General features: G+C 74.3%; 19 protein-coding genes. 7 read left to right on the top strand and 12 right to left on the bottom strand.

Going from position 1 to position 19,512, the window contains the following annotated elements; translation table 11 throughout:
* The first annotated feature begins 406 nt into the window (after positions 1-406).
* From FHX81_RS10455 to FHX81_RS10425, 7 genes are all read left to right on the top strand, one after another.
* Positions 407-1,705: a sensor histidine kinase gene (locus tag FHX81_RS10455; protein WP_141977343.1), complete on the top strand. Its 1,299-nt coding sequence runs from the start codon at positions 407-409 to the stop codon at positions 1,703-1,705.
* Positions 1,702-2,373 (top strand): response regulator, encoded by a 672-nt coding sequence (locus tag FHX81_RS10450; RefSeq protein WP_141977341.1) that lies wholly within the window; start codon positions 1,702-1,704, stop codon positions 2,371-2,373. Before FHX81_RS10455 ends, FHX81_RS10450 begins: the two co-directional genes overlap by 4 nt.
* An 85-nt stretch (positions 2,374-2,458) precedes the next feature.
* Positions 2,459-3,343: an ABC transporter ATP-binding protein gene (locus FHX81_RS10445; protein ID WP_141977339.1), complete on the top strand. Its 885-nt coding sequence runs from the start codon at positions 2,459-2,461 to the stop codon at positions 3,341-3,343.
* Positions 3,343-4,452, top strand: coding sequence for an ABC transporter permease (locus FHX81_RS10440; protein ID WP_141977337.1), 1,110 nt, complete (start codon positions 3,343-3,345; stop codon positions 4,450-4,452). Before FHX81_RS10445 ends, FHX81_RS10440 begins: the two co-directional genes overlap by 1 nt.
* Before the next feature lie 132 nt (positions 4,453-4,584).
* On the top strand, positions 4,585-5,091 hold the full coding sequence (locus FHX81_RS10435) for a SigE family RNA polymerase sigma factor (protein ID WP_141977335.1): 507 nt from the start codon (positions 4,585-4,587) through the stop codon (positions 5,089-5,091).
* Positions 5,088-6,329 (top strand): hypothetical protein, encoded by a 1,242-nt coding sequence (locus FHX81_RS10430; protein ID WP_141977333.1) that lies wholly within the window; start codon positions 5,088-5,090, stop codon positions 6,327-6,329. The genes FHX81_RS10435 and FHX81_RS10430 overlap by 4 nt, the downstream gene beginning before the upstream one ends.
* Before the next feature lie 106 nt (positions 6,330-6,435).
* Complete coding sequence (locus tag FHX81_RS10425) at positions 6,436-7,269, top strand: SDR family oxidoreductase (RefSeq protein WP_141977331.1); 834 nt, start codon at positions 6,436-6,438, stop codon at positions 7,267-7,269.
* Between the two features lie 18 nt (positions 7,270-7,287).
* On the opposite strand, the gene FHX81_RS10420 is transcribed toward FHX81_RS10425, so the two are convergent.
* The 12 genes from FHX81_RS10420 to FHX81_RS10365 form a co-directional block, all read right to left on the bottom strand.
* On the bottom strand, positions 7,288-7,839 hold the full coding sequence (locus FHX81_RS10420; protein ID WP_141977329.1) for a GNAT family N-acetyltransferase: 552 nt from the start codon (positions 7,837-7,839) through the stop codon (positions 7,288-7,290).
* A complete protein-coding gene (locus tag FHX81_RS10415) occupies positions 7,836-9,308 on the bottom strand; it encodes an ABC transporter ATP-binding protein (RefSeq protein WP_246107744.1) in 1,473 nt (490 codons plus the stop codon). The genes FHX81_RS10420 and FHX81_RS10415 overlap by 4 nt, the downstream gene beginning before the upstream one ends.
* A complete protein-coding gene (locus tag FHX81_RS10410) occupies positions 9,305-10,075 on the bottom strand; it encodes an ABC transporter permease (RefSeq protein WP_246107743.1) in 771 nt (256 codons plus the stop codon). The genes FHX81_RS10415 and FHX81_RS10410 overlap by 4 nt, the downstream gene beginning before the upstream one ends.
* Positions 10,072-11,016: an ABC transporter permease gene (locus tag FHX81_RS10405; protein WP_141977327.1), complete on the bottom strand. Its 945-nt coding sequence runs from the start codon at positions 11,014-11,016 to the stop codon at positions 10,072-10,074. The genes FHX81_RS10410 and FHX81_RS10405 overlap by 4 nt, the downstream gene beginning before the upstream one ends.
* Positions 11,013-12,548, bottom strand: a complete 1,536-nt coding sequence (locus tag FHX81_RS10400) for an ABC transporter substrate-binding protein (RefSeq protein ID WP_141977324.1) — start codon at positions 12,546-12,548, stop codon at positions 11,013-11,015. Before FHX81_RS10400 ends, FHX81_RS10405 begins: the two co-directional genes overlap by 4 nt.
* A 10-nt stretch (positions 12,549-12,558) precedes the next feature.
* A complete protein-coding gene (locus tag FHX81_RS10395) occupies positions 12,559-13,353 on the bottom strand; it encodes a class I SAM-dependent methyltransferase (RefSeq protein WP_141977322.1) in 795 nt (264 codons plus the stop codon).
* Positions 13,350-14,531, bottom strand: coding sequence for an MFS transporter (locus FHX81_RS10390; protein WP_141977320.1), 1,182 nt, complete (start codon positions 14,529-14,531; stop codon positions 13,350-13,352). Before FHX81_RS10390 ends, FHX81_RS10395 begins: the two co-directional genes overlap by 4 nt.
* Positions 14,528-15,529: a dipeptide epimerase gene (locus FHX81_RS10385; RefSeq protein ID WP_246107742.1), complete on the bottom strand. Its 1,002-nt coding sequence runs from the start codon at positions 15,527-15,529 to the stop codon at positions 14,528-14,530. Before FHX81_RS10385 ends, FHX81_RS10390 begins: the two co-directional genes overlap by 4 nt.
* A complete protein-coding gene (locus tag FHX81_RS10380) occupies positions 15,526-16,599 on the bottom strand; it encodes a PLP-dependent cysteine synthase family protein (protein WP_425473810.1) in 1,074 nt (357 codons plus the stop codon). The genes FHX81_RS10385 and FHX81_RS10380 overlap by 4 nt, the downstream gene beginning before the upstream one ends.
* Positions 16,596-17,438, bottom strand: a complete 843-nt coding sequence (locus FHX81_RS10375; protein ID WP_246107741.1) for a Rossmann-like domain-containing protein — start codon at positions 17,436-17,438, stop codon at positions 16,596-16,598. Before FHX81_RS10375 ends, FHX81_RS10380 begins: the two co-directional genes overlap by 4 nt.
* A gap of 112 nt (positions 17,439-17,550) precedes the next feature.
* On the bottom strand, positions 17,551-18,807 hold the full coding sequence (locus FHX81_RS10370; RefSeq protein ID WP_141977318.1) for an ATP-grasp domain-containing protein: 1,257 nt from the start codon (positions 18,805-18,807) through the stop codon (positions 17,551-17,553).
* 144 nt (positions 18,808-18,951) lie between these two features.
* Positions 18,952-19,482, bottom strand: a complete 531-nt coding sequence (locus tag FHX81_RS10365; protein ID WP_141977316.1) for a CGNR zinc finger domain-containing protein — start codon at positions 19,480-19,482, stop codon at positions 18,952-18,954.
* Positions 19,483-19,512 lie beyond the last annotated feature (30 nt).

Raw genomic sequence — 19,512 nt, 5'->3', positions numbered from 1 at the left:
CGCCGCAGACCGCGGCGCGGCCCGACGCCAGGCGGGCCGATCCACCGTGGGGCGGGTCGCTGCGGGACGGCGTTGGTCCGGCGATGGGCAGCCGGTCATCCGGGGGTGCCGGGGCGGGTCGGGGGCAGGGGTGGTTGCTCGGGTCTCCTCTTCGTTCCAACCGACGTTTCACAGGTCGGATAACGGCGTTTCCGAAGAAGGGTTGTGCCAGGTTCACCTGATCGTGGAGCCAGTGCTCAACGTCGAACCTGGTCAACGTACTGGCAGGTGGAGGTTGTGGCCAGTCGACGAAACGTCGAGCGCCGGCCGCGAGGAGGGGCCGACAGCCGGCGAACCGCGCCGTCACAACCGGGTCGCGGGTGGTCCGACGCCGACTGGAACGGGGAGTCGGGTTACGTTTCCCGGCATGACGGACGAACCCTCGCGCGAGCCCGACTGGGCGCAGTGGCGGCGTCCCGGGCCCGGCCCGGCCGGGTGGCGCGACGACGTCTGGCTGGCGCTCGCCGCACCGGCGGGCGCCGCGGTGGTGACCGTGCTGATCAACAGCATGGGCGCGAGCCCCTGGGACGACGGGCCGCCGTTGGCCGAGCAGCTCGCCTGGGGCGCGGCCCTGACGCTGCCCCTCGTGGCACGGCGGCGCTACCCCCTCACCGTGATGTTCGTCCTCGGCGCGCTGCTCATCGTCGTGCAGACGCGACAGGTCGCGGACAACCTTGTGCCCTCCGTCGCGTTGTTCCTGGCCATCTTCAGCGCCGGCGCGTGGGGGCAGGACCGGGCGCGGGCGCGGTGGGGGCGGGTCGCGGTGGTCGTGGCGATGTTCGGGTGGCTCGGGTTCGGGCTGGTGAAGTTCTTGCTGGAGCCCGCGCCGCCGTTCGAGGGCGCGGCCGGGCCGCTCGATCCCGTGCTCGCGACCGTCCTGTACGGCATCGGGTTCAACGTGCTGTTCTTCCTGTCCGCGTACTTCTTCGGCGACATGGCGTGGGTGTCGGCGCGGCGGCAGGCCGAGTTGGAGCACCGGGCCGAGCAGTTGCGCCGGTCCCAGGAGCAGAACACGCGGGGCGCGATCGTCGCCGAACGCGTGCGGATCGCCCGCGACCTGCACGACGTCGTGGCGCACCACGTGTCGGTCATGGGCGTGCAGGCGGGCGCGGCGCGGCGGGTGCTCGACCGCGACCCCGGCCTGGCTCGGGAGGCGTTGAAGACCGTCGAGGAGACCGCGCGGACGGCCATCGGCGAGTTGCGGGGCCTGCTCGGCGTGCTGCGGGCCGACCAGGAGACCGACCGGGAGACCGACCGGAAGCACCCGCCCACCACGGGCGAGACGTCGTCGCCGGGGCTGGACCAGTTGCCCGAGCTGGCCGAGCAGGCCCGGTCGGCCGGGCTCGACGTGGCGCACGGCGTGTACGGGGAACCGCGGCCGGTGCCGGAGGGCGTGGCGTTGTCGGTGTACCGGATCGTGCAGGAGTCGTTGACGAACGTGGTGAAGCACGCCGACGCGCGCAAGGCCGACGTGCGCGTGCGGTTCCTGGAGAACTCGCTGGAGGTCGAGGTGGCCGACGACGGCCGGGGGCGCGGCGGCACGCCGACCGGGGCGGGGTTCGGCCTGGTCGGCATGCGGGAACGGGTCGCGGTGCACGGTGGCGAGCTGGAAGCCGGACCCCGCCGTGACGCCGGGTACCGGGTCCGTGCGAGGTTCCCCGCATGACGGCTCCCCTGCGCGTGGTGCTCGCCGACGACCAGGACCTGGTCCGGGCGGGCTTCCGGGTCATCCTCGGCACGGAGGACGACATCGAGGTGGTCGGCGAGGCCCGGGACGGCGTCGAGGCCGTGGCCGTGGTCGGCCGGCTCCAGCCGGACGTGGTGCTGATGGACGTGCAGATGCCGGGTGTGGACGGGCTGGAGGCCACCCGGCGCATCCTCGGCCCGGACGGCGCGGGCCACCCGATCAAGGTGGTCATCCTGACCACGTTCGACCGCGAGGACTACCTGTTCGAGGCGTTGCGGGCGGGCGCGAGCGGTTTCCTGCTCAAGAACGCCTCGCCGGAGGACCTGGTCGACTCGGTGCGGGTCGTCGCACGGGGTGACGCGCTGCTGTCGCCCGAGGTCACCCGCCGCGTCATCGCTCGGTTCACCGCGCCTTCCCCGGCCACGCCCGCGCGCCGGCCGCCGGAGCTCACCGACCGCGAGTTCGAAGTGCTGGTCCACCTCGCCCGCGGCGCGAGCAACGCCGAGATCGCGGCCGCGCTGTACCTGGGCGAGACCACGGTGAAGACGCACGTGTCGCGCATCCTGGCCAAGCTGGACCTGCGCGACCGCACGCACGCCGTCGTGTTCGCCTACGAGCACGGGATCGTGGAGCCGGGCCGGGCGTGACGCGCGGGGTCCTCCGCGAGGAGGACCCCCGGAGTCGATCTCGGGCCGGACGTGCGGCAGGCCGCGGCGACCTAGCGTTGTGGCCATGTTGACAGTCACGTCGGTCAGCCGGAGCTTCGGCGACCACCGGGTCCTGGACGGGGTGTCGTTCGAGGTCCGGCCCGGCCGCATGACCGGGTTCCTGGGCGCGAACGGGTCCGGCAAGACCACCACCATGCGCATCGTCCTCGGCGTCCTGGCCGCGCACGGCGGCACGGTCGCCTGGCACGGCTCGCCGGTGACCGGCGCGGTGCGGCAGCGGTTCGGGTACATGCCCGAGGAGCGCGGCCTGTACCCGAAGATGGGCGTGGCCGAGCAGATCGCCTGGCTCGGCCGGCTGCACGGCCTGGACGCCGCCGCCGCGCGCCGCAACACCGAACGCCTGCTCGACCAGCTCGAACTGGGCCACCGGGCCGAGGACAAGCTCGAGGAGCTGTCGCTGGGCAACCAGCAGCGCGCGCAGGTCGCCGCCGCGCTGGTGCACGACCCCGTGATGCTGATCCTGGACGAGCCGTTCTCCGGGCTGGACCCGATCGCGGTCGAGACGGTGCTGGGCGTGCTGCGGGAGCGGGCCGCGAACGGCGTGCCCGTGCTGTTCTCCAGCCACCAGCTGTCGGTCGTGGAACGGCTGTGCGACGACGTGGTGATCATCTCCGGCGGGCGGGTCACGGCCGCCGGCGCGCGGGACGAGCTGCGCGCCCGGTACGGCACGACCCGGTTCGAGCTGGTCGTGGCGTCCGACGCGGGCTGGGTGCGGGACGTGCCGGGCGTGCGGGTGGTCGACGTCGACGGGCCGCGCGTGGTGTTCGAGCCCGACGGCGTCGCCGACGTGGACCAGGTGGTCCTGGAGGCCGCGTTGCGCCGCGGTCCGGTGCGCGGCTTCACGCCCGTGGTGCCCACGCTCGACGAGATCTTCATGGAGGCGATCTGATGACCGGCGTGACGGAGCAGGACGGCGCGGCTCGGGGTTTCGCGGCGGCCACCCGGTTGGTCGCCGAACGCGAGGTGCGGACGTTCCTGCGCGCGAAGGGTTTCTGGATCGGCCTCGCGGTGATCGTGGTGGGGTTGTTCGCGATGTCGATCCTGCCGAACGTCCTCGGCGGCGGTGAGACCAAGGTGGCCGCGGTCGGCGCGCGGGCCGCCGACGTGCTGACCGGCAGCGGTCTGGAGGTCCGCGAGGTCGCCGACGTGGCCGCGGCGGAGGCGTTGATCCGGTCGGAGGAGGTCGAGGCGGCGGTCGTGCCGGACACCGCCGGTGATTCGGCCACCGGTGTGCGCGTGGTCGCGCTGGCCGACCCGCCGACCGACGTCCTGGCCGCGCTGCGCACCGCGCCGCCGGTCGACCTGCTCGACCCGGCCGAGGTGGGGCAGGGCCAGCGGCAGTTGGCGATCATGGTGTTCGCGCTGGTGTTCCTCATCGTGGGGATGAGCGGGACGGCGATCGCGCAGAGCACGGTCACCGAGAAGCAGACCCGGATCGTGGAGATCCTGGTGTCGACGATCCCGGTGCGCGCCCTGCTCGCGGGCAAGATCGCGGGGCACTCCCTGCTGACGATCGGCCAGGTGGTGGTGATCGCGGTGGCCGCGCCGGTGGCGTTGCGGCTGGGCGGTCACCAGGAGCTGTTGGCGCTGGTCGCGCCCGCGCTGGGCTGGTTCGTGCCGTTCCTGGTGCTGGGGTTCGTGCTGCTGGCGTCGATGTGGGCGGTGGCCGGGTCGTTGGTCAGCAGGCAGGAGGACCTGGGTTCGAGCATGGGCCTGGTGATGATCCTGGTGATGGGTCCGTACTTCGGCGTGATGTTCTTCTCCGACAACGCCGCCGTGCTCACCGTGCTGTCGTTCCTGCCGTTCTCGTCGGCGATCGCGATGCCGGTGCGGCTGTTCGCCGGCGACGCGGCGGTGTGGGAGCCGCTGCTGGCGCTGGGGCTGCTGGCCGGGACGGTGGTGCTGATCGTGCTGCTGGCGAGCCGGCTGTACTCGGGGTCGCTGCTGCACACCGGCGGGAAGCTCAAGCTGGCCAAGGCCTGGGCCCGGGAGGAGTAGGCCGCTCGGTCGGGACCGAGGGGGCAGGGCCCGTGCGCTCGGGGGCGCACGGGCCCTTCGTCACGCAAAGTTACGGGCAACGGGACCCGGGCCGCCGCCGTATAGGGGGTGACCGAGTGGAGGAGGTGTCACGTGCACGATCGGGACCGCGAGTTCCGGGCGTACTTCGAGGCACGGGCGGGCGTCGTGCGGCGGACCGCGTTCTTGTTGTGCGGTGACTGGCACCGGGCCGAGGACTTGGCGCAGACCGCGCTGGCCAAGGTCTACGTGCATTGGGGGCGGCTGGACCGGGACGGGCGAGTCGACGCGTACGTGCGCAAGGTGCTGGTGCGCGCCGTGATCGACGAGTCGCGGTGGCGGGGACGGCGGCCGGAGACGGTGGTCGAGTCCTTGCCCGAGCCGGCCGAGGTGTCGACCGGGGTCGAGGAGGCCATGGACGTGCGGCGCGCGTTGGCCGCGCTGCCGCCCCGGCAGCGCGCCGCGGTCGTCCTGCGGTACTGGGAGGACCTGCCGGTCGCCGAGACGGCGGCGGCGCTGGGGTGCAGCGAGGGAACGGTGAAGAGCCAGGTGTCCAAGGGGCTGGACACCCTGCGGCGTGCGTTGGCGACCCGGCGGACCGTGCTGTGGGAGGGCGCGTGAGTGACGAGGTGCGGGACATGATCCGGTCGGCGCTGGCGGACGAGCCCGCGTCGGGCCTGGAGTTCGAGCGCGTCGTGCGGGACGGGCGCAAGCGGCGGGCCCGGCGGAGGTTCGGCGTGCTGACCGCCACCGCGACGGGGGTCGTCGCGGTGGTCGCGGTCACGGTGAGCGGCGCGTTCACGCCGACGTCGGCGCCGGCCGCGGACGCCCTCTCGACCACGCCCACGACGAGCGCGACGTCGTCCGCGGCACCGACGCCGCAGGGTTGCGCGGCATCGCGGATGACGGGTGGTTTCCCCGATCTGCCGCGTGGCTCCGCGACGCCGGAGGAGCTGGCCGAGTCCGGTCGGCTCACCGAGGCGTTCGGGCGGTTCGCGCTGCCCCTGCCGGCGGGGGTGGAGGCGACGCCGTTGCGGTTGTGCGCCATCGACGAGAGCTGGGGCGGCGACTTCCGCCTCACCGGCGACCGGGTGGCGATCGTCTACGTGCGGCCGCTCGGCGGGCAGCCGCCGGGTGAGTGCGTGCGGTTCACGCCGGAGACGCAGTGCTCGGTCCGGGCGCTGCCCGACGGCTCCACGGCGCGCCTCACGGTCGAGCCGACGGGGGACACGACCCTGGTCACCGCCGACGTGTGGCGCTCCGACGGCACGTACGTCAGCGTCATGGAGACCGGGGGCATGGGCTCGAAGAACCGGGTCTTCGACGACGACGGGCTGCTCGCCATCGCCACCGCGCCGCAGCTGCGGGTGCGGTGGACGGGTCGCCCGGTGCCGGCGGCCCCGTCGGACCGCCGTGCGGCCGAGCTCGACCGGGTGCTGGCCGGTGTCCTGCCGGCCGGCGTCGAGGTCGAGCCGACCCCGGCCGGCGAGGCGTTGGACTTCCGCGTCCGGCAGGGCGGCTACCGCGCCGTCGCCAACCTGGCCGACGCGGCGGGCCGCGGCTGGGTGATGGTGACCGTGGACGAGCCGAACGGCGGCGAGGTGGACTGCGGCGGCCGCCCGGACTGCCGGCTGGTCGGGTTGTCGAACGGCCGCCAGGGCGCGTTGGACACGCTGACCACCGGCGGCCTCACCAGGCTCTCACTGCACGCGAAGGCGGCCGACGGCAGCCGGATCGGCGTTCACACCGCCAACGGCGCCGACGACGGCACCGGGCCCGACCGCCCGACCCGGCCGAGCCCGCTCCTGACCGAGGCGGACCTCATCCGGATCGCGGAACTGCCGGACCTGCACTGGTGACGGCGGTGCGGGCGCGCTGGGGCCGGCGCGCCCGCACGCGGTCGAATGGCCGACCGCGAGCCGGGGGTGGGAGACTCGGCGCGACCAGCCGAGAGGACCACGCCGCATGCCGTCGCTCGCCGTCACCGGCGCCACCGGGAACATCGGTGGCCGCGTCGCCCGCCGCCTCGCCGACGCCGGGCACGCCCCACTGCTCCTCGTCCGGGACCCGTCGCGGGCGCCGGACCTGCCCGACGCGACCGTGGCGCGAGCCGCGTTCGCCGACCGCGACGCCGTTCGCCGCGCCCTGGAGGGCATCCCGGTCGTCCTCATGGTCTCGGCGGCCGAGTCGGTGGACCGCGTCGACCAGCACCGGGCCTTCGTCGACGCCGCGGCGGACGCCGGGGTGTCCCACCTCGTCTACACCTCGTTCGCCGGGGCCGCCGCGGACGCCACGTTCACGCTCGCGCGCGACCACCACGCCACCGAGCAGCACATCCGCGCGAGCGGAATGGCGTTCACGTTCCTGCGGGACAACCTCTACGCCGACTTCCTGCCCGGCATGGTCGGGGACGACGACGTGCTGCGCGGTCCCGCCGGCGACGGGCGGGCGGCCGTCGTGGCGCAGGACGACATCGCCGACGCCGCCACCGCCGTGCTCACCGATCCGGGGCCGCACGCGGGCCGCACGTACGACCTCACCGGGCCGCAAGCGCTGACGTTGCGCGACATCGCGGCCGTGCTGTCGGACGCCACCGGCCGCACGATCACCTACCACCCGGAGACGGTGGAGGAGGCCTACCGCTCCCGCGCGAAGTACGGCGCGCCGGACTGGCAGCTCGACGCCTGGGTCTCCACCTACACCGCCATCGCCCGCGGCGAGCTGGACGGGGTGAGCGACGCGGTGCCCGCGCTCACCGGGCGCCCGGCCACGTCGTTGGCGGACCTGCTCCGCCGGTGAGGTGGCCGGGCGCGGTGCTCAGCGCGGCAGCGGGATCTCGAAGTGGACGGTCTGGAAGGTAATCGGGTCGCCGTCACGGGCGTCGTGCACCTCCTCCGCCACGGACCGCCAGAACGGCTCGGCCCCGGCGATCCGGGTGTCGGTGTGCAGGTACAGCCGTTCGTAACCCGGCGTCGCGGCGACGAATCCGGTGGCCATCCCGACCAGCGCCCGCGCCAACCCGGCCCGGCGGTGGTCCGGCCGCACGTACACCCGGAACAACTGCGCCGTCACGCCGTCGGGGTACCGGGCGGCCAGCCAGGCGGGGTGCGGCGGGCTGGCGGGCGCGGTGGCGCGCACGCCGGTGGTGGCCACCACCTCGTCGCCCTTGACCGCGACGAACAACGCGTGCCGCTCGGGACGCAGGTAGGCGCCTTCGAGGTCGACCACGTCCCGGTGCCACTCGGGCCGGTAACCGTAGCCGAACTCCTGGTAGAACGTGTCCAGCATGACGCTGCGGGCACCGTCCAGATCGGACTCGCGCGCGCGGCGGACCTCGTACGGCCCCACTTCGCGGTGGTAGGGGGTCATGTCTTCTTCTCCTCTGTTCCTTCCATCGAGCGGCCCAGCAGGCCGATGGTGACCGGGTGGGTGGGGGAGCCCAGGACGTCGCCCGCCGGGCCGTGCTCGACGACGCGCCCCTGGTGCAGCACGGCGACGCGGTCGGCCAGCCGGGCGACGACGGCCAGGTCGTGGCTGATCAGCACCACGGTGCAGGTCAGCGCGGCGAGCTGGTCGAGCAGGCTCGCCTGGGTCAGGGTGTCCAGCCCGGCCGTGATCTCGTCGCACACCAGCACGTCGGGCCGGGCCAGCAGGGCGCGCACCAGCGCGGCGCGTTGCAGCTCGCCGCCGGACAGCGCGGCGGGCCGGCGGGTCGCGGTCGCCTCGTCCAGCCCCACGGCCGCCAGCTCCGCCAACGCCGCCGCACGCGCGTCGGTGACGCCGCCGAGCCGCACGGCGGTACGGCTGACCTGGTCGAGCACGGTGCGGTAGGCGTCGAACGACGCGCGGGGGTCCTGGAACACGTACTGCACCGCGGCCAGCTCGGACCGGGACCGGCGGCGCAACGACCGCGGCAGCGGGCGGCCGTCGAGCAGCACGTCGCCGGTGAACCCGGCGTGCAGCCCGGCGACGCACCGGGCGAGCGTGGTCTTGCCGCTCCCGGACCGGCCCACGACGGCCAGGCACTCGCCCGCGCCCACCCGCACGTCCACGTCGTGCAGCACGGTCGTGGCGCGGTGCCGCGCGGTCAGCGCCCGCGTCTCCAGCCGGGGTGCGACGGCCGGGCGCCCGTCGGGCACGGTGACCCGGGGCTGTGCCGCGACCAGCGCGGCGGTGTAGTCCGACCGCGGCCGGTCGAGCACGTCGGCCACCGGGCCCGCCTCCACGACCCGACCCGACCGCAGCACCACGACCTCGTCGGCCAACGCGCGCACCACGTCCAGGTCGTGCGTGAGCAGCACCAGCGCCACGCCCTGCGCCACGACCGACGCCAGCTCGTCCACCACCTCGGCCCGGGTGATCGGGTCCTGCCCGGTGGTCGGCTCGTCGGCGACCAGCACGGCCGGGTCGCCCACCAGGGCCTGCGCCAGCACCACCCGCTGCTGCTGACCGCCGGACAGCTCGTGCGGGTACCGGCGCAGCAGCTCCACCGGCACGCGGGCCCGGCGCAGCGCGGTCGTGATCAGCGCGTCGCGGTCGCCGGGGTGCAGCGCGGCGATCTCCCGGAACACGCCGCCGAGCCGCCGCACCGGGTTCAGCGCCGCCGACGGCTGCTGCGGCACGAACCCGACCCGGCCGGTCACGGTGACCCGCCCGCTCACCGACACGCCCGGCGCGTGCTCGCCGAGCAGCGCGAGCCCCGTGGTGGTCTTGCCGCTGCCGGACGCGCCGACCAGCGCGACCACCTGCCCGGCGGCCAACGCGAAGCTGACGCCGTCGACCAGCGCGTGCGTCCCGGCGACCGCGCGCAGGTCCTCGACGTGCACCACGGTCGTCACGTCCGCGCCTCCGCCCGCAACGCCCGGTCGAACACCAGGTTCAGCCCCACCGACAACGCGACGATCAGCAGCGCGGGCACCACCACCGCCCACGGCTGGAGGAACAGCCCCACCCGGTTGCGGTCGACCATGACGGCCCAGTCGGCGGCGTCCGGCGCGACGCCGACGCCGAGGAAGCTGGCCGACGCGACCAGGTACAGCGCGCCGGTCAGCCGCACGCCCGAGTCGGCGGCCAGCGTCCGCAGCATCGACCGTCCCGTGTAGACGACCGACGTCCGCCACCACGTCTCGCCCTGCAACCGCATCGCCTCCAGCGCCGGACGTCCGGCGATCTCCAGCGCGGCGGCCCGCGAGATCCGCGCCACGTCGGGGAAGTTGACCAGCGCCACCACGCCGACGAGCACCGGCAGCCCGGGCCCGGCGATGGCCGCCACCAGGATCAGCACCAGCAGCGACGGCACGGCCAGGAGCAGGTCCAGCGGCCGCATCAGCACCTCGTCCACGACCCGCAGGCGGGTCATCGCGGCGACCACGCCCCACGGCACGCCCGCCGAGTACGACACCACCGTGGCCAGCACCGCGACCAGCACCACGGTCTGCCCGCCCGCGAGCACCTGGTGCCACACGTCCCGGCCGACGAAGTCGGTGCCCAGCGACGAGTTCGCCACGAACGGCGCGCCGCGCGTCAGCTCGTCCGGCACGAACAGCGGCCCCAGCAGCGCCAGTGCCAGCGGCACCAGCACGAGCAGCCAGCCGACGCCCCTCACGCGATCGCCACCGATCGCGGGGCGAGCCGGAACACCAGCAGGTCGGCGACCAGGTTCACCACGACCGTGGTCACCGCGAACACCACCGCCAGCCCCTGCACCACCGGCAGGTCGCGACCCGCGACGGCGTCCACCAGGATCGTGCCCAGGCCGGGGATGACGAACACCGCCTCGACCACGATCACGCCGCCCAGCAGCCAGTCGGTGGTCCGCGCCACCTGCTGCACGGCGGGCGCCAGCGCGGTCGGCAGCGCGTGCGCGAACCGGACCCGCGTCACGCCGATGCCGAGCCGCCGCGCGTGCCGGACGTGGTCCGACGCCAGCGCGTCGATCATCCCGGCGCGGACCAGCCTGCTGATCGAGCACAGCGGCCGCGCCACCAGCACCACCAGCGGCAGCACCAGCACGGCAGGCTGCCCGAGCAGGTCCGCGCCCACCGCCGTGGGCGGCAGCCACCGCAACTGCACCCCGAACAGCGCGATCAGCACCACGGCCAGCGCGAACTCCGGGATGGAGTGCAGGCCCACGGTGACCGTCGTGACGGCCCGGTCCAGCGGCCCGCCCTCGCGCAACGCCGCCAGCACGCCCAGCAGCACCGACAACGGGATCAGCAGCACCAGGGCGAGCGCCGCCAGCACCAGCGTGGGCCCCAGCCCGTCGTGCAGGAACTCGACCACCGGCCGACCGGAGATCAGCGACACGCCGAAGTCACCGCGCGCCAACCCCGCGACCCAGTCGCCGAACCGCTCCAGCGGTGGCCGGTCCAGCCCCATCGCGACCCGGATCTGCTCGATCCGCTTCGGGTCCGGGTTGTCTCCCGCCAGCGCCACCGCCGCGTCCCCGGGCAGCGCCTGCACCAGCAGGAACACCACCGTGACGACGGCGAGCACCTGGACCAGGCCCAGGGCCAGCCGTCGGGCGGCGTACCGGCGCAGGCTCACCCCAACCACACCTTGTCGAACCGCGCCCAGTCCAGCGTGTTCGCGGGCGCGGTGGAGATGCCGCCGACGTTCGGGGCCGCGCCCACGATCCAGTCCGCGAAGCCCCACATCAGGTAGCCGCCCTCGGCGTGCAGGGAGCGCTGCATCTCCCGGTACACCTCATCGCGCCGCCCGGCGTCCACGGTGGACACGGCCCGGTCGTACAGGGCGTCGAACTCCGGCCGGGCCCACTTGGTCACGTTGGTGCCCGAACCGCTGAGCAGCCGTTGCGCGACGTGGGTCTCGATCGGCATCGCGCCGGACCGGAAGCTCGACAGCGAGCCGTTCTTGAGCGTGTCGGACCAGTAGCTGTCCTTGTTGCCGGTGACCACCTCGATGGTCAGTCCCGAGCCCTTGACCTGGTCGGCGAACACCGTCGCGGCCTCGACCATGCCCGCCGCGGCGGTGGAGGTGTCCAGCTTGACCGTCAGGCCTTCCGCGCCCGCCCGGCGGATCAGGAACTTCGCCCTGTCCAGGTCGCGGGTGCGCTGCGGGATGTCGTCGGCGTAGTGCTGGTAGCCCTTGCCGAACAGGTCGTTGCCCACCTGCCCGCTGCCCGCGAGCACCGACTCGACCAGCTGCGGCCGGTCGGCCAGCAGGAACAACGCCTCGCGCAGGTCCCGGTTGTCGAACGGCGGCCGGTCCAGCTTCATCGCGAACGCCTGCACGGCGCTGTTGGGCGCGCGGTGGATCGCCATCCGGCCGCCGGCCTCGTGGCCGCGCGCGGTGGTCGGCGTGAGGTCGTGCGCGTACTCGACCTGGCCGCCGAGCAGCGCGTTGGTCCGCGCCGACTCCTCGTTGGCGATCACGAACTCCAGCTCGTCCAGGTGCGGCGCCCCCTCCCAGTACTCGCCGTGCCGCTTGAGCAGCACCGACTTGCCGGGTTCGAACGACACGAAGCGGAACGGGCCGGAGCCGACCGGGCTGGTGAAGTCCTCGGTGCCCGCGGGCACGACGTACGCGCCGAACGCGGCCAGCACGTTCGGGAACTCCACGAACGGCCGCTGCAGCGCGAACTCCACCGTCCGCTCGTCCACCGCGCGGCTGTTCGCCAGGTCGATCACGGCGAGGCTGGACTTGGCCCGGAACGCGCGGTTCGGGTCGAGGATGCGGGCGTAGCTGGCCAGCACGTCCTCCGCGCGCACGGGCCGGCCGTCGTGGAACGTCGCCTGCCGCAGGGTGATGCGCCAGCGGGTCAGGGTGGCGTCGGGTTCCCACTTCTCGGCGAGTCTGGGCTGGGCGGAGACGTCCGGGCCGAGGTCGGCGAGCTTGTCGTACAGCGCCTTGGACCGGGCGGCCTCCACGAACAGGTTGGCCAGGTGCGGGTCCAGCACCTCCTTGGCCCCGCCGCCCGCGAACGCGGCGCGCAGCCGTCCGCCGTCGCGGGGGGCGGACGCGGCGGAGGTCGGGGTCTGCGTGCCGCAGCCGGTGAGGGCGGCGATCGAGAGGCCGGCGGTGAGGCCGAGGAAACCGCGGCGGTTGAGGGGGTGCATGGTGTTCCTTTCAGGGGCGCAGGCGCGCGACGAGGTGCAGGCGGTCTCCGGACAGGGCCTCGCTCAACCCGGCGTCGGCCGTCCACGGCTCGTCCGGTGCCCAGGGGGGTTCGGTGCGCGGCCCCGGCGAGTCGAACAGGGCGAGCACGTCGAACCCGGCGTGGTCGAGGAAGTGCCGCAGTTCCTGCGGGAACAGCAGCCGCCACGCCGAGCGCTGCACGAGCGGCTGCGCGCCGGGCCACCACCACTCGCGCCGGCGGCGCAGCAGTTGGGCCGCGTGGTCGATCCAGAGCCTGGTGTGCGAGGTGTAGGACACGCCTTCCCAGACGACCGTGCGGGTGCGGACGCCGTCGAGGAGCTCGGTGCTGCCGAGGAAGAACGCGCCGTTGCGCATCTCCGCCACCAGCAGTCCACCGGGTTCGAGGTGTGCGCGGCAGCGGTCGAGGAACGCGGTGAGGTCGGCGTTCGTGTGGCAGTACAGCAGCGCGCTGTCCAGGCACGTGATCACGTCGAAGCGGCGGCCGAGGTCGAACGTCCGCATGTCGCCGAGCACGAACCCGACCGCGGGGTGGTGCGCGCGGGCGTGCCGGACCATCCGCTCGGAGCTGTCCAGGCCGACCACGTCGTACCCGAGGCTCGCCAGGTGACCGGCGTCGCGGCCGGTGCCGCAGCCGACGTCCAGCAGGGCCCGGCCCCCGCCGAACCGCGTCACGACGTCGTGCGTGAAGCGGGCGGCGACGTGGTCCGGGTCGGGGAACTGCTGCTCGTACAGGCCGGGGTTGTCGGTCAGCAGGTTCTCGCTCATGTGGCCACCTCTCGGTTCACGGTCAGCACGCCACGCCGGTGCAGCCAGGCCACGGCCGCCGCGCAGCCGAGCCCGACCGCCACGCACAGCAGCGACGCGGCCGGGGCCGACCGGCCGAACACCCAGCCGATCGCCGCGTTCCCCAGCGCCGCGGCGAGGCCGGAGGCCAGGTAGAACACGCCGAAGTAGGTGCCGGCCAACCCGGCGCGGCCGAACGCGGGGATCAACTCGTAGACGAACGGCTGCGAGATCATCACGCCGAGCGACAGCAGCAGCGTCGCGACGAGCACCGGCGCGATGCCGCCGAGCGACCCCAGGTGGCTCACCGCCGTGGCGACGAAACCCAGCCCCATCACCGCGGTGCCGAGCGCGATGGCCCGCCCGCGCGCGAACCGTTCCAGCGCCCGGGTCACGCGCACCTGGAACAGCAGGGTCGCGGCGGTCGACACCAGGAACACCGCGGCGACCGCGAACGACGACCCGCTCAGCCGTCGCGCCTCCAGCGGCAGCACCAGGTAGAGCTGGTTCTGCAACACGAACACGCCCGTCAACGCGCCGGTGAACGCCAGGAACCGCCGGTCGGTCAGGCACTCGCGCCAGTCGTCCAGCACCGTGCCCCGGTGCGGCGCCACCGGCCGGTCGGGCAGCACCGCGGCCTGCGCGACCGTGAGCGCGGCGAAGATGCCGGCCGCGACCAGCGCCGCGAGCCGGAAGTCCCACAGCAGCAGCAGGCCGCCCAGCAGCGGCCCGGCCAGCGCGCCCGCCTGCCCGTAGGCGTTGAACAGCGCGAACGCGCCGGCCCGGTCCTCGGACTCCTCGGCGATGTAGGCGCGCACGGCCGGGTTGAACAACGCGCCCGCCAGCCCGCTGAGGACGGACGCGGCCAGCAGGACCGCCACCGACTCGCCCGCCGCGAACAGGCCGAACCCGACGGCCCGGACCGCGCAGCCCGCGATGATGACCCGGCGCGGCCCGAGCCGGTCGGACGCCGTGCCGCCGAACAGGAACAGCCCCTGCTGGCTCAACGTCCGCACGCCCAGGACCGCGCCGATGGTCGCCACGGACAGCCCCAGGTCGCCCAGGTGCGTGGCCAGGTAGGGGATGAGCAGGTAGAAGCCGGTGTTCACGCCGAACTGGTTGACCAGCAGCAGGCGCACCGACAGCGGGAAGCGCCTCATCGGGCCACCACGCCGAGCCCCGGCACGCCGGTCAGCCGCAGCGTGCCGTCCTCGCCGCCGATGCCCGTCCACGGGTCGTCGGCCAGCAGCAGGTGGCCGTCCAGGTCGACCCACCGCGCGTGACCGGTGAGGTGCACGGCGGGCGCGATGCCCAACGAGCTGGCCACCAGGCAGCCCAGCATCACGTCCAGGCCGCACGCCCGCGCGACGTCGACGACCTCGCGCGCCGCGGTGAGGCCGCCGCACTTGGCCAGCTTGACGTTCACCCCGTCGACCAGGTCCGCCAGCGCCCGCACGTCGGCGACCGTGGCGGCGTCCTCGTCCGCGATCAACGGCACCGGGCACCGCTCGCGCAGCCACGCCAGCTCGTCCCACCGACCCGGCGGGATCGGCTGCTCCAAGGCGTCGACACCGGTGAGCCGGTCGACCACCCGCACGGCCCGCTCGGCGGTCCAGCCGCCGTTGGGGTCGAGGACGAGCCGGGCGTCGGGCGCGGCGGCCCGGACCGCTTCGACCCGGGCCACGTCGTCCTCCGCGCCGACCTTGACCTTCAGCACGCGGAACCCGCGCGCGGCCAACGCGGCGGCTTCGGTGGCCGCGTCGCGCACCGAGCCGATGCCGATCGTGTACGCCGTCGGCACGTCCGTCCACTGCGGAATGCCCAGGGCCGCGTGCACCGGCACGCCCGCGCGCAGCGCTTCGAGGTCGTGCAGCGCGGCGTCCACGGCGGCGAGCACGCCCGGCGGCAGCTCGGGCAGGAGTGCCCGCAGCTCGCCCGGATCCGCGCAGGAGGCGACCACGGGCGCGAGGTCGTGCAGCAGCCCGGTGATCCGCTCCACGTCCAGCCCGTAGTACTGGCTGGTCACGACCTCGCCGTGGCCGCGGACCCCGTCGGCCTCCAGGACCACGCGCACCGCGTCCCGCCGCGCCATCACCGACCGCGAGATCCGCAGCGGCGACCGCAGGTGCAGCCCGTACACCGTCCAGTCGAGCTTCACGCCGGCACCCCGACGGCCTCGGGCGCGTGCACCGTGCGGCACCGGGCCCAGCTGGTGACCTCGACCTCGGCGGTGTCGGCGATCTCCACCGGTCGGTCCTCGGGCGTGCCCAACAGCCCCCGCGAGCGGCAGAAGTCGTCGTCGAAGATCGTGCCGAGGTAGCGGTGCGGGCCGTCGGGGAAGATCGTCACGACGGTCGCGCCCGGTTCGACGCGCGCCACCCACGACGACACCAGGGCCACCGCGCCGGTGCTCCAGCCGCCGGTGACGAAGCAGTCCCGCGCCAGCCGGCGGCACGCGTCCACCACCTCCACCGGGCCGAGCCAGTGCACCTCGTCGAACAGCTCGTAGGCGACGTTGCGCGGGTGGATGCTGCTGCCCAGCCCGCGCATGACCCGGGGGCGGGCGGGCTGGCCGAAGATGGTCGAGCCGACCGTGTCCACGCCGATGAGCCGCACGTCCGGCCAGTGCCGGCGCAGCGCCGTCACGACACCGGTGCTGTGCCCGCCCGTGCCGACGCTGCACACCAGCACGTCGGCGTGGTCGAGCTGGGCGGCCAGCTCACGGGCCAGCCCCGCGTACCCGGCGGGGTTGTCGGGGTTGTTGTACTGGTCGGGCCAGTACGCGCCGGGCAGCCCGCGCAGCAGGGCGTGCAGCCGGTCCAGCCTGGCCTGCTGCCAGCCGCCGGTCGGGTGCGGCCGGTCCACGACCTCCAGCCGCGCGCCGTGCGCCCGCAGCAACGCGCGCATCGACGGCTCCAGCTCGTGGTCGACCACCAGGACCACCGGGTGGCCCAGCGCCTGGCCCGCGAACGCCAGGCCGAGGCCGAGCGTGCCGCTGGTCGACTCCACGACGACCGCGCCGGGGCGCAGCTCGCCGCGTTCCCGCGCGGCCACCAGCATGGCGACCGCCGATCGGGCCTTCATCCCGCCCGCGCCCAGGCACTCCAGCTTCGCCCAGAACCCGCCGTGCCGGTGCGGCAGCGGCGTGTCGATGCGGGCGACCGGGGTGTTGCCGAGCAGGTCGAACAGGTGGGGGTTGCGGACGCCCACTCGGGACAGCGCGGTCACCGGGCCCGTCCGGTGGGGGAGGCTCGGTAGAGGTGCAACGTGGTCGGGCCGCCGTGCAGCCAGAAGAACGGGAACGGCTCGGCCGACACCGCCGTGACACCCGACCCGAGGAACCACGGCACGATCGCGCTCGCGGTCTGGGCGAACACCACCAGCGGCCGGTCGGCCGCGACGGACGTGCGCAGCAGCGGCTCGAAGCTGCCGTTGCCGACCGTCATGCCGGAGGCCAGCACCAGGTCACAGTCGGCGACGGCGGCGAGCGCGTCGGTCACGATCGGCTCGCCCCACTCGGTGCGCCCGCCCTTGAGGTCGCACGGCACGTAGCGCAGGCCGCGGTCGCGCAGGTGGTGCAGCAGCGAGTTCACCACCCCGACGACCAGCACCCGCTGCCCCGGCCGGGCGTCCAGCAGGTCGACCACGGCCGACGCGCGGGCCATCGACTTGGCCAGCGAGTCGCCCGCGCCGATCACGACGTGCCGCGCGGCGGAGAGGTGGTGCGGGTGCGCGTGCATCAGGTACGCGTCCAGCACGGCGGTCCGGATGGCGGGGTCGGGGTGGCCGAGCAGGTCCGCGGCGCTCTCGCCGACGCAGTCGGTCACGCTCGCGTCGTCCGCGCCGTCGGGTTCGACCGCGCACGAGCCGACCGCGTCGCCGATGCGGACGCTGATCACCGTGTTGCGGTACGCCCGCCCCCGCGACACGTGCCGCGCGCCCTGCCTCGTGGTGAAGGCGACGCTGACCTCCGCCTCGGCCGGGTCGGGCCCCATGGCTCCGGCGCGGGCGAGCGCGATGAGCTCCGTGACGCCGGACAGGGGGCGTCGGTCGGCTTGCGCGGTCACGCGCCACCTCCGGCGTGGCGGAGGTGCGGCGTGCGAGCGGGTCGGTTCGGTGGTGCGACAGGTCCCACGTGGTGCGCGTCCGGCGGGGCGGCGGGTCGGTCCGGTCGCGCGGTCACGCGACGGGCTCCGCGTAGCGCACGTCCAGCGCGCCGACGACCCGCTCGGCGCGGGTGCGCGCGTCACCGTCCGGCGACGTCACCATGACGTGCCCGAGGTAGCTGTTGTTGCTGGTCGGCTCGCCGGCGCGGTGGCCCGCGGGCTTGGCGGCCCAGTCGACCACCTCCGGGTCGGCGGCCAAGGCCTCGACGCCGTCGATCCCGGCCACCACACCGGCGCGCGGCGGCAGCAGGAACGAGATGGCGGCACTGCCCACACCCGTCTCCCGGGCGCGCAGGTCCGGCTGACGGCCCACGGCGAGGTCGGCGAACACCGAAGGCAGGTCGATCCCGGTCACCCGGCGGACCAGCTCGGTGATCCGGTTGCCCGCCGGGCGCGGGTTGACCTCGATCAGGCGGGGGCCGTCGGCGGTCAGCTTGACCTCGGTGTGCGCGACGGCGTGGTCCAGGCCCAGCGCTTCGATCGCGCTCACGGCGGTGTCCACGGCCGCGCCGCGGTCGGCATCGCTCAACGCCGCCGGGAACATGTGGCCGCTCTCCACGAACCACGGCCGCCCGGCCAGGCTCTTGTCGGTCACCCCGATCACGTAGGTCGTCCCGGCCGCCGTCACCGTCTCGACGCTCACCTCGGGGCCGACGAGCAGCTCCTCCAGCAGCACGGTCGGCACCCGCTCCTGGCCGCGCGCGTTGACCGGGAACGCTTCCAGCGCCTGGTACGCCTCGCGCAGCGCGGCCTCGTCGCGCACCTCCCGCACGTGCATCCCCGCGCACAGGTCGACCGGCTTGACCACCAGCGGGTAACCCAGCTCGGCGGCGGCCTTCGCGGTGGCGGGCCAGTCCCGGGTCAGCGCGAACCGGGGACCGGGCACGCCCGCCGCCGAGGTGGTCGTGCGCGTGAGGTCCTTGCGGTAGGCGCGTTCGACGGCCAGCGGGTCCGGTCCGGGCAGGCCGAGGTGGGCGGCGACGGCGGCGACCGTGGACAGGTAGTAGTCGCACGAGGAGATCACGCCGTCGAACGCCAGCACGCCGTGCAACCGCTCCGCGTAGGACAGCAGCGCGGGCACGTCGTTGGTCTCCGCGGTGAGCACGTTGTCCGCCGCCAGCAACGGGTGCGGGTGCGCGGGCGCGGCGCGCAGGTAGTGCCGCAGGTCCCGGGTGAGGAAGGTGAACCGGTGGCCGGACTCGTGGATCGCCCGTGGCAGCAACGAACTCATCGCGCCCACCCAGCTCTCGATCATCAACAAGTGCGCCACGCGTGCTCCTCCGAAGGGGCGTCGGACCGGGGACTGAGGGAATGGTAATCATTATCAGTCCGGCCGCGTGGCCGCCATCCGGGTGATGTGGCTCACCGGGGTCGACTGGCGCTCCCTTCGTCGGCGGTCGTCGGGTGAGGGGGTTCAGCCCTTGCGGGCGCGGTAGGCCGCGACGGCGATCCGGTTGCCGCACGCCGTGCTGCAGTAGCGGCGCGAGCGGTTGCGGGACAGGTCGAGCACGAGCCCGCCGCACGTGTCGTCCGCGCACACCGACAGGCGGCTCAGCTCGTCGGCGCGGATCACGTCGACCATCGCCATCGCGGTCTCCACCTCGATCCGGTCGGCGAGCGGCGCGGCGGGGTCGGTGGCGTGCAGGTGGTAGTCGAACCCGTCGTGCCGCACGAGTTGCGGCACCGCCCGGTGCCGGGCCAGCACGTCGTTCACCAGCGCCACGGCGGTGTCGCGGTCGCTGGTCAGCAGCCGGCGCAGCGGGGCGCGCAGCGCTCGGACGGCCGCCAGCTCGGCCTCGTCGCGGGTGTGCGAGCCGGTGTAGCCGTGCTCGGCGAAGAACGCGTCGAGCCGGTCCGGGTCGGTCATCGTGTCCGGCTCTTCGGCCGAGTTCACCAGGGCGACCGCGGCGATCAGCGACGCCGTCGTGTCATGGGTGAAAACCATGTTGACAGATTACCGACCCGGTCCATAGCG

Origin of the sequence: Saccharothrix saharensis, from assembly GCF_006716745.1 — a bacterium.
GTDB lineage: Bacteria > Actinomycetota > Actinomycetes > Mycobacteriales > Pseudonocardiaceae > Actinosynnema > Actinosynnema saharense.
The sequence above is the reverse complement of the archived record's forward strand: the minus strand, read 5'-3'. Positions and strand labels throughout refer to the sequence as shown.

What these genes read in the sequence shown, in the direction of transcription:
- FHX81_RS10455 (WP_141977343.1), top strand. Translation starts at nt 407, where the DNA reads ATGACGGACGAACCCTCGCGCGAGCCCGACTGGGCGCAGTGGCGGCGT.
- FHX81_RS10450 (WP_141977341.1), top strand. Translation starts at nt 1,702, where the DNA reads ATGACGGCTCCCCTGCGCGTGGTGCTCGCCGACGACCAGGACCTGGTC.
- FHX81_RS10445 (WP_141977339.1), top strand. Translation starts at nt 2,459, where the DNA reads ATGTTGACAGTCACGTCGGTCAGCCGGAGCTTCGGCGACCACCGGGTC.
- FHX81_RS10440 (WP_141977337.1), top strand. Translation starts at nt 3,343, where the DNA reads ATGACCGGCGTGACGGAGCAGGACGGCGCGGCTCGGGGTTTCGCGGCG.
- FHX81_RS10425 (WP_141977331.1), top strand. Translation starts at nt 6,436, where the DNA reads ATGCCGTCGCTCGCCGTCACCGGCGCCACCGGGAACATCGGTGGCCGC.
- FHX81_RS10420 (WP_141977329.1), bottom strand. Translation starts at nt 7,839, where the DNA reads ATGACCCCCTACCACCGCGAAGTGGGGCCGTACGAGGTCCGCCGCGCG.
- FHX81_RS10400 (WP_141977324.1), bottom strand. Translation starts at nt 12,548, where the DNA reads ATGCACCCCCTCAACCGCCGCGGTTTCCTCGGCCTCACCGCCGGCCTC.
- FHX81_RS10395 (WP_141977322.1), bottom strand. Translation starts at nt 13,353, where the DNA reads ATGAGCGAGAACCTGCTGACCGACAACCCCGGCCTGTACGAGCAGCAG.
- FHX81_RS10390 (WP_141977320.1), bottom strand. Translation starts at nt 14,531, where the DNA reads ATGAGGCGCTTCCCGCTGTCGGTGCGCCTGCTGCTGGTCAACCAGTTC.
- FHX81_RS10365 (WP_141977316.1), bottom strand. Translation starts at nt 19,482, where the DNA reads ATGGTTTTCACCCATGACACGACGGCGTCGCTGATCGCCGCGGTCGCC.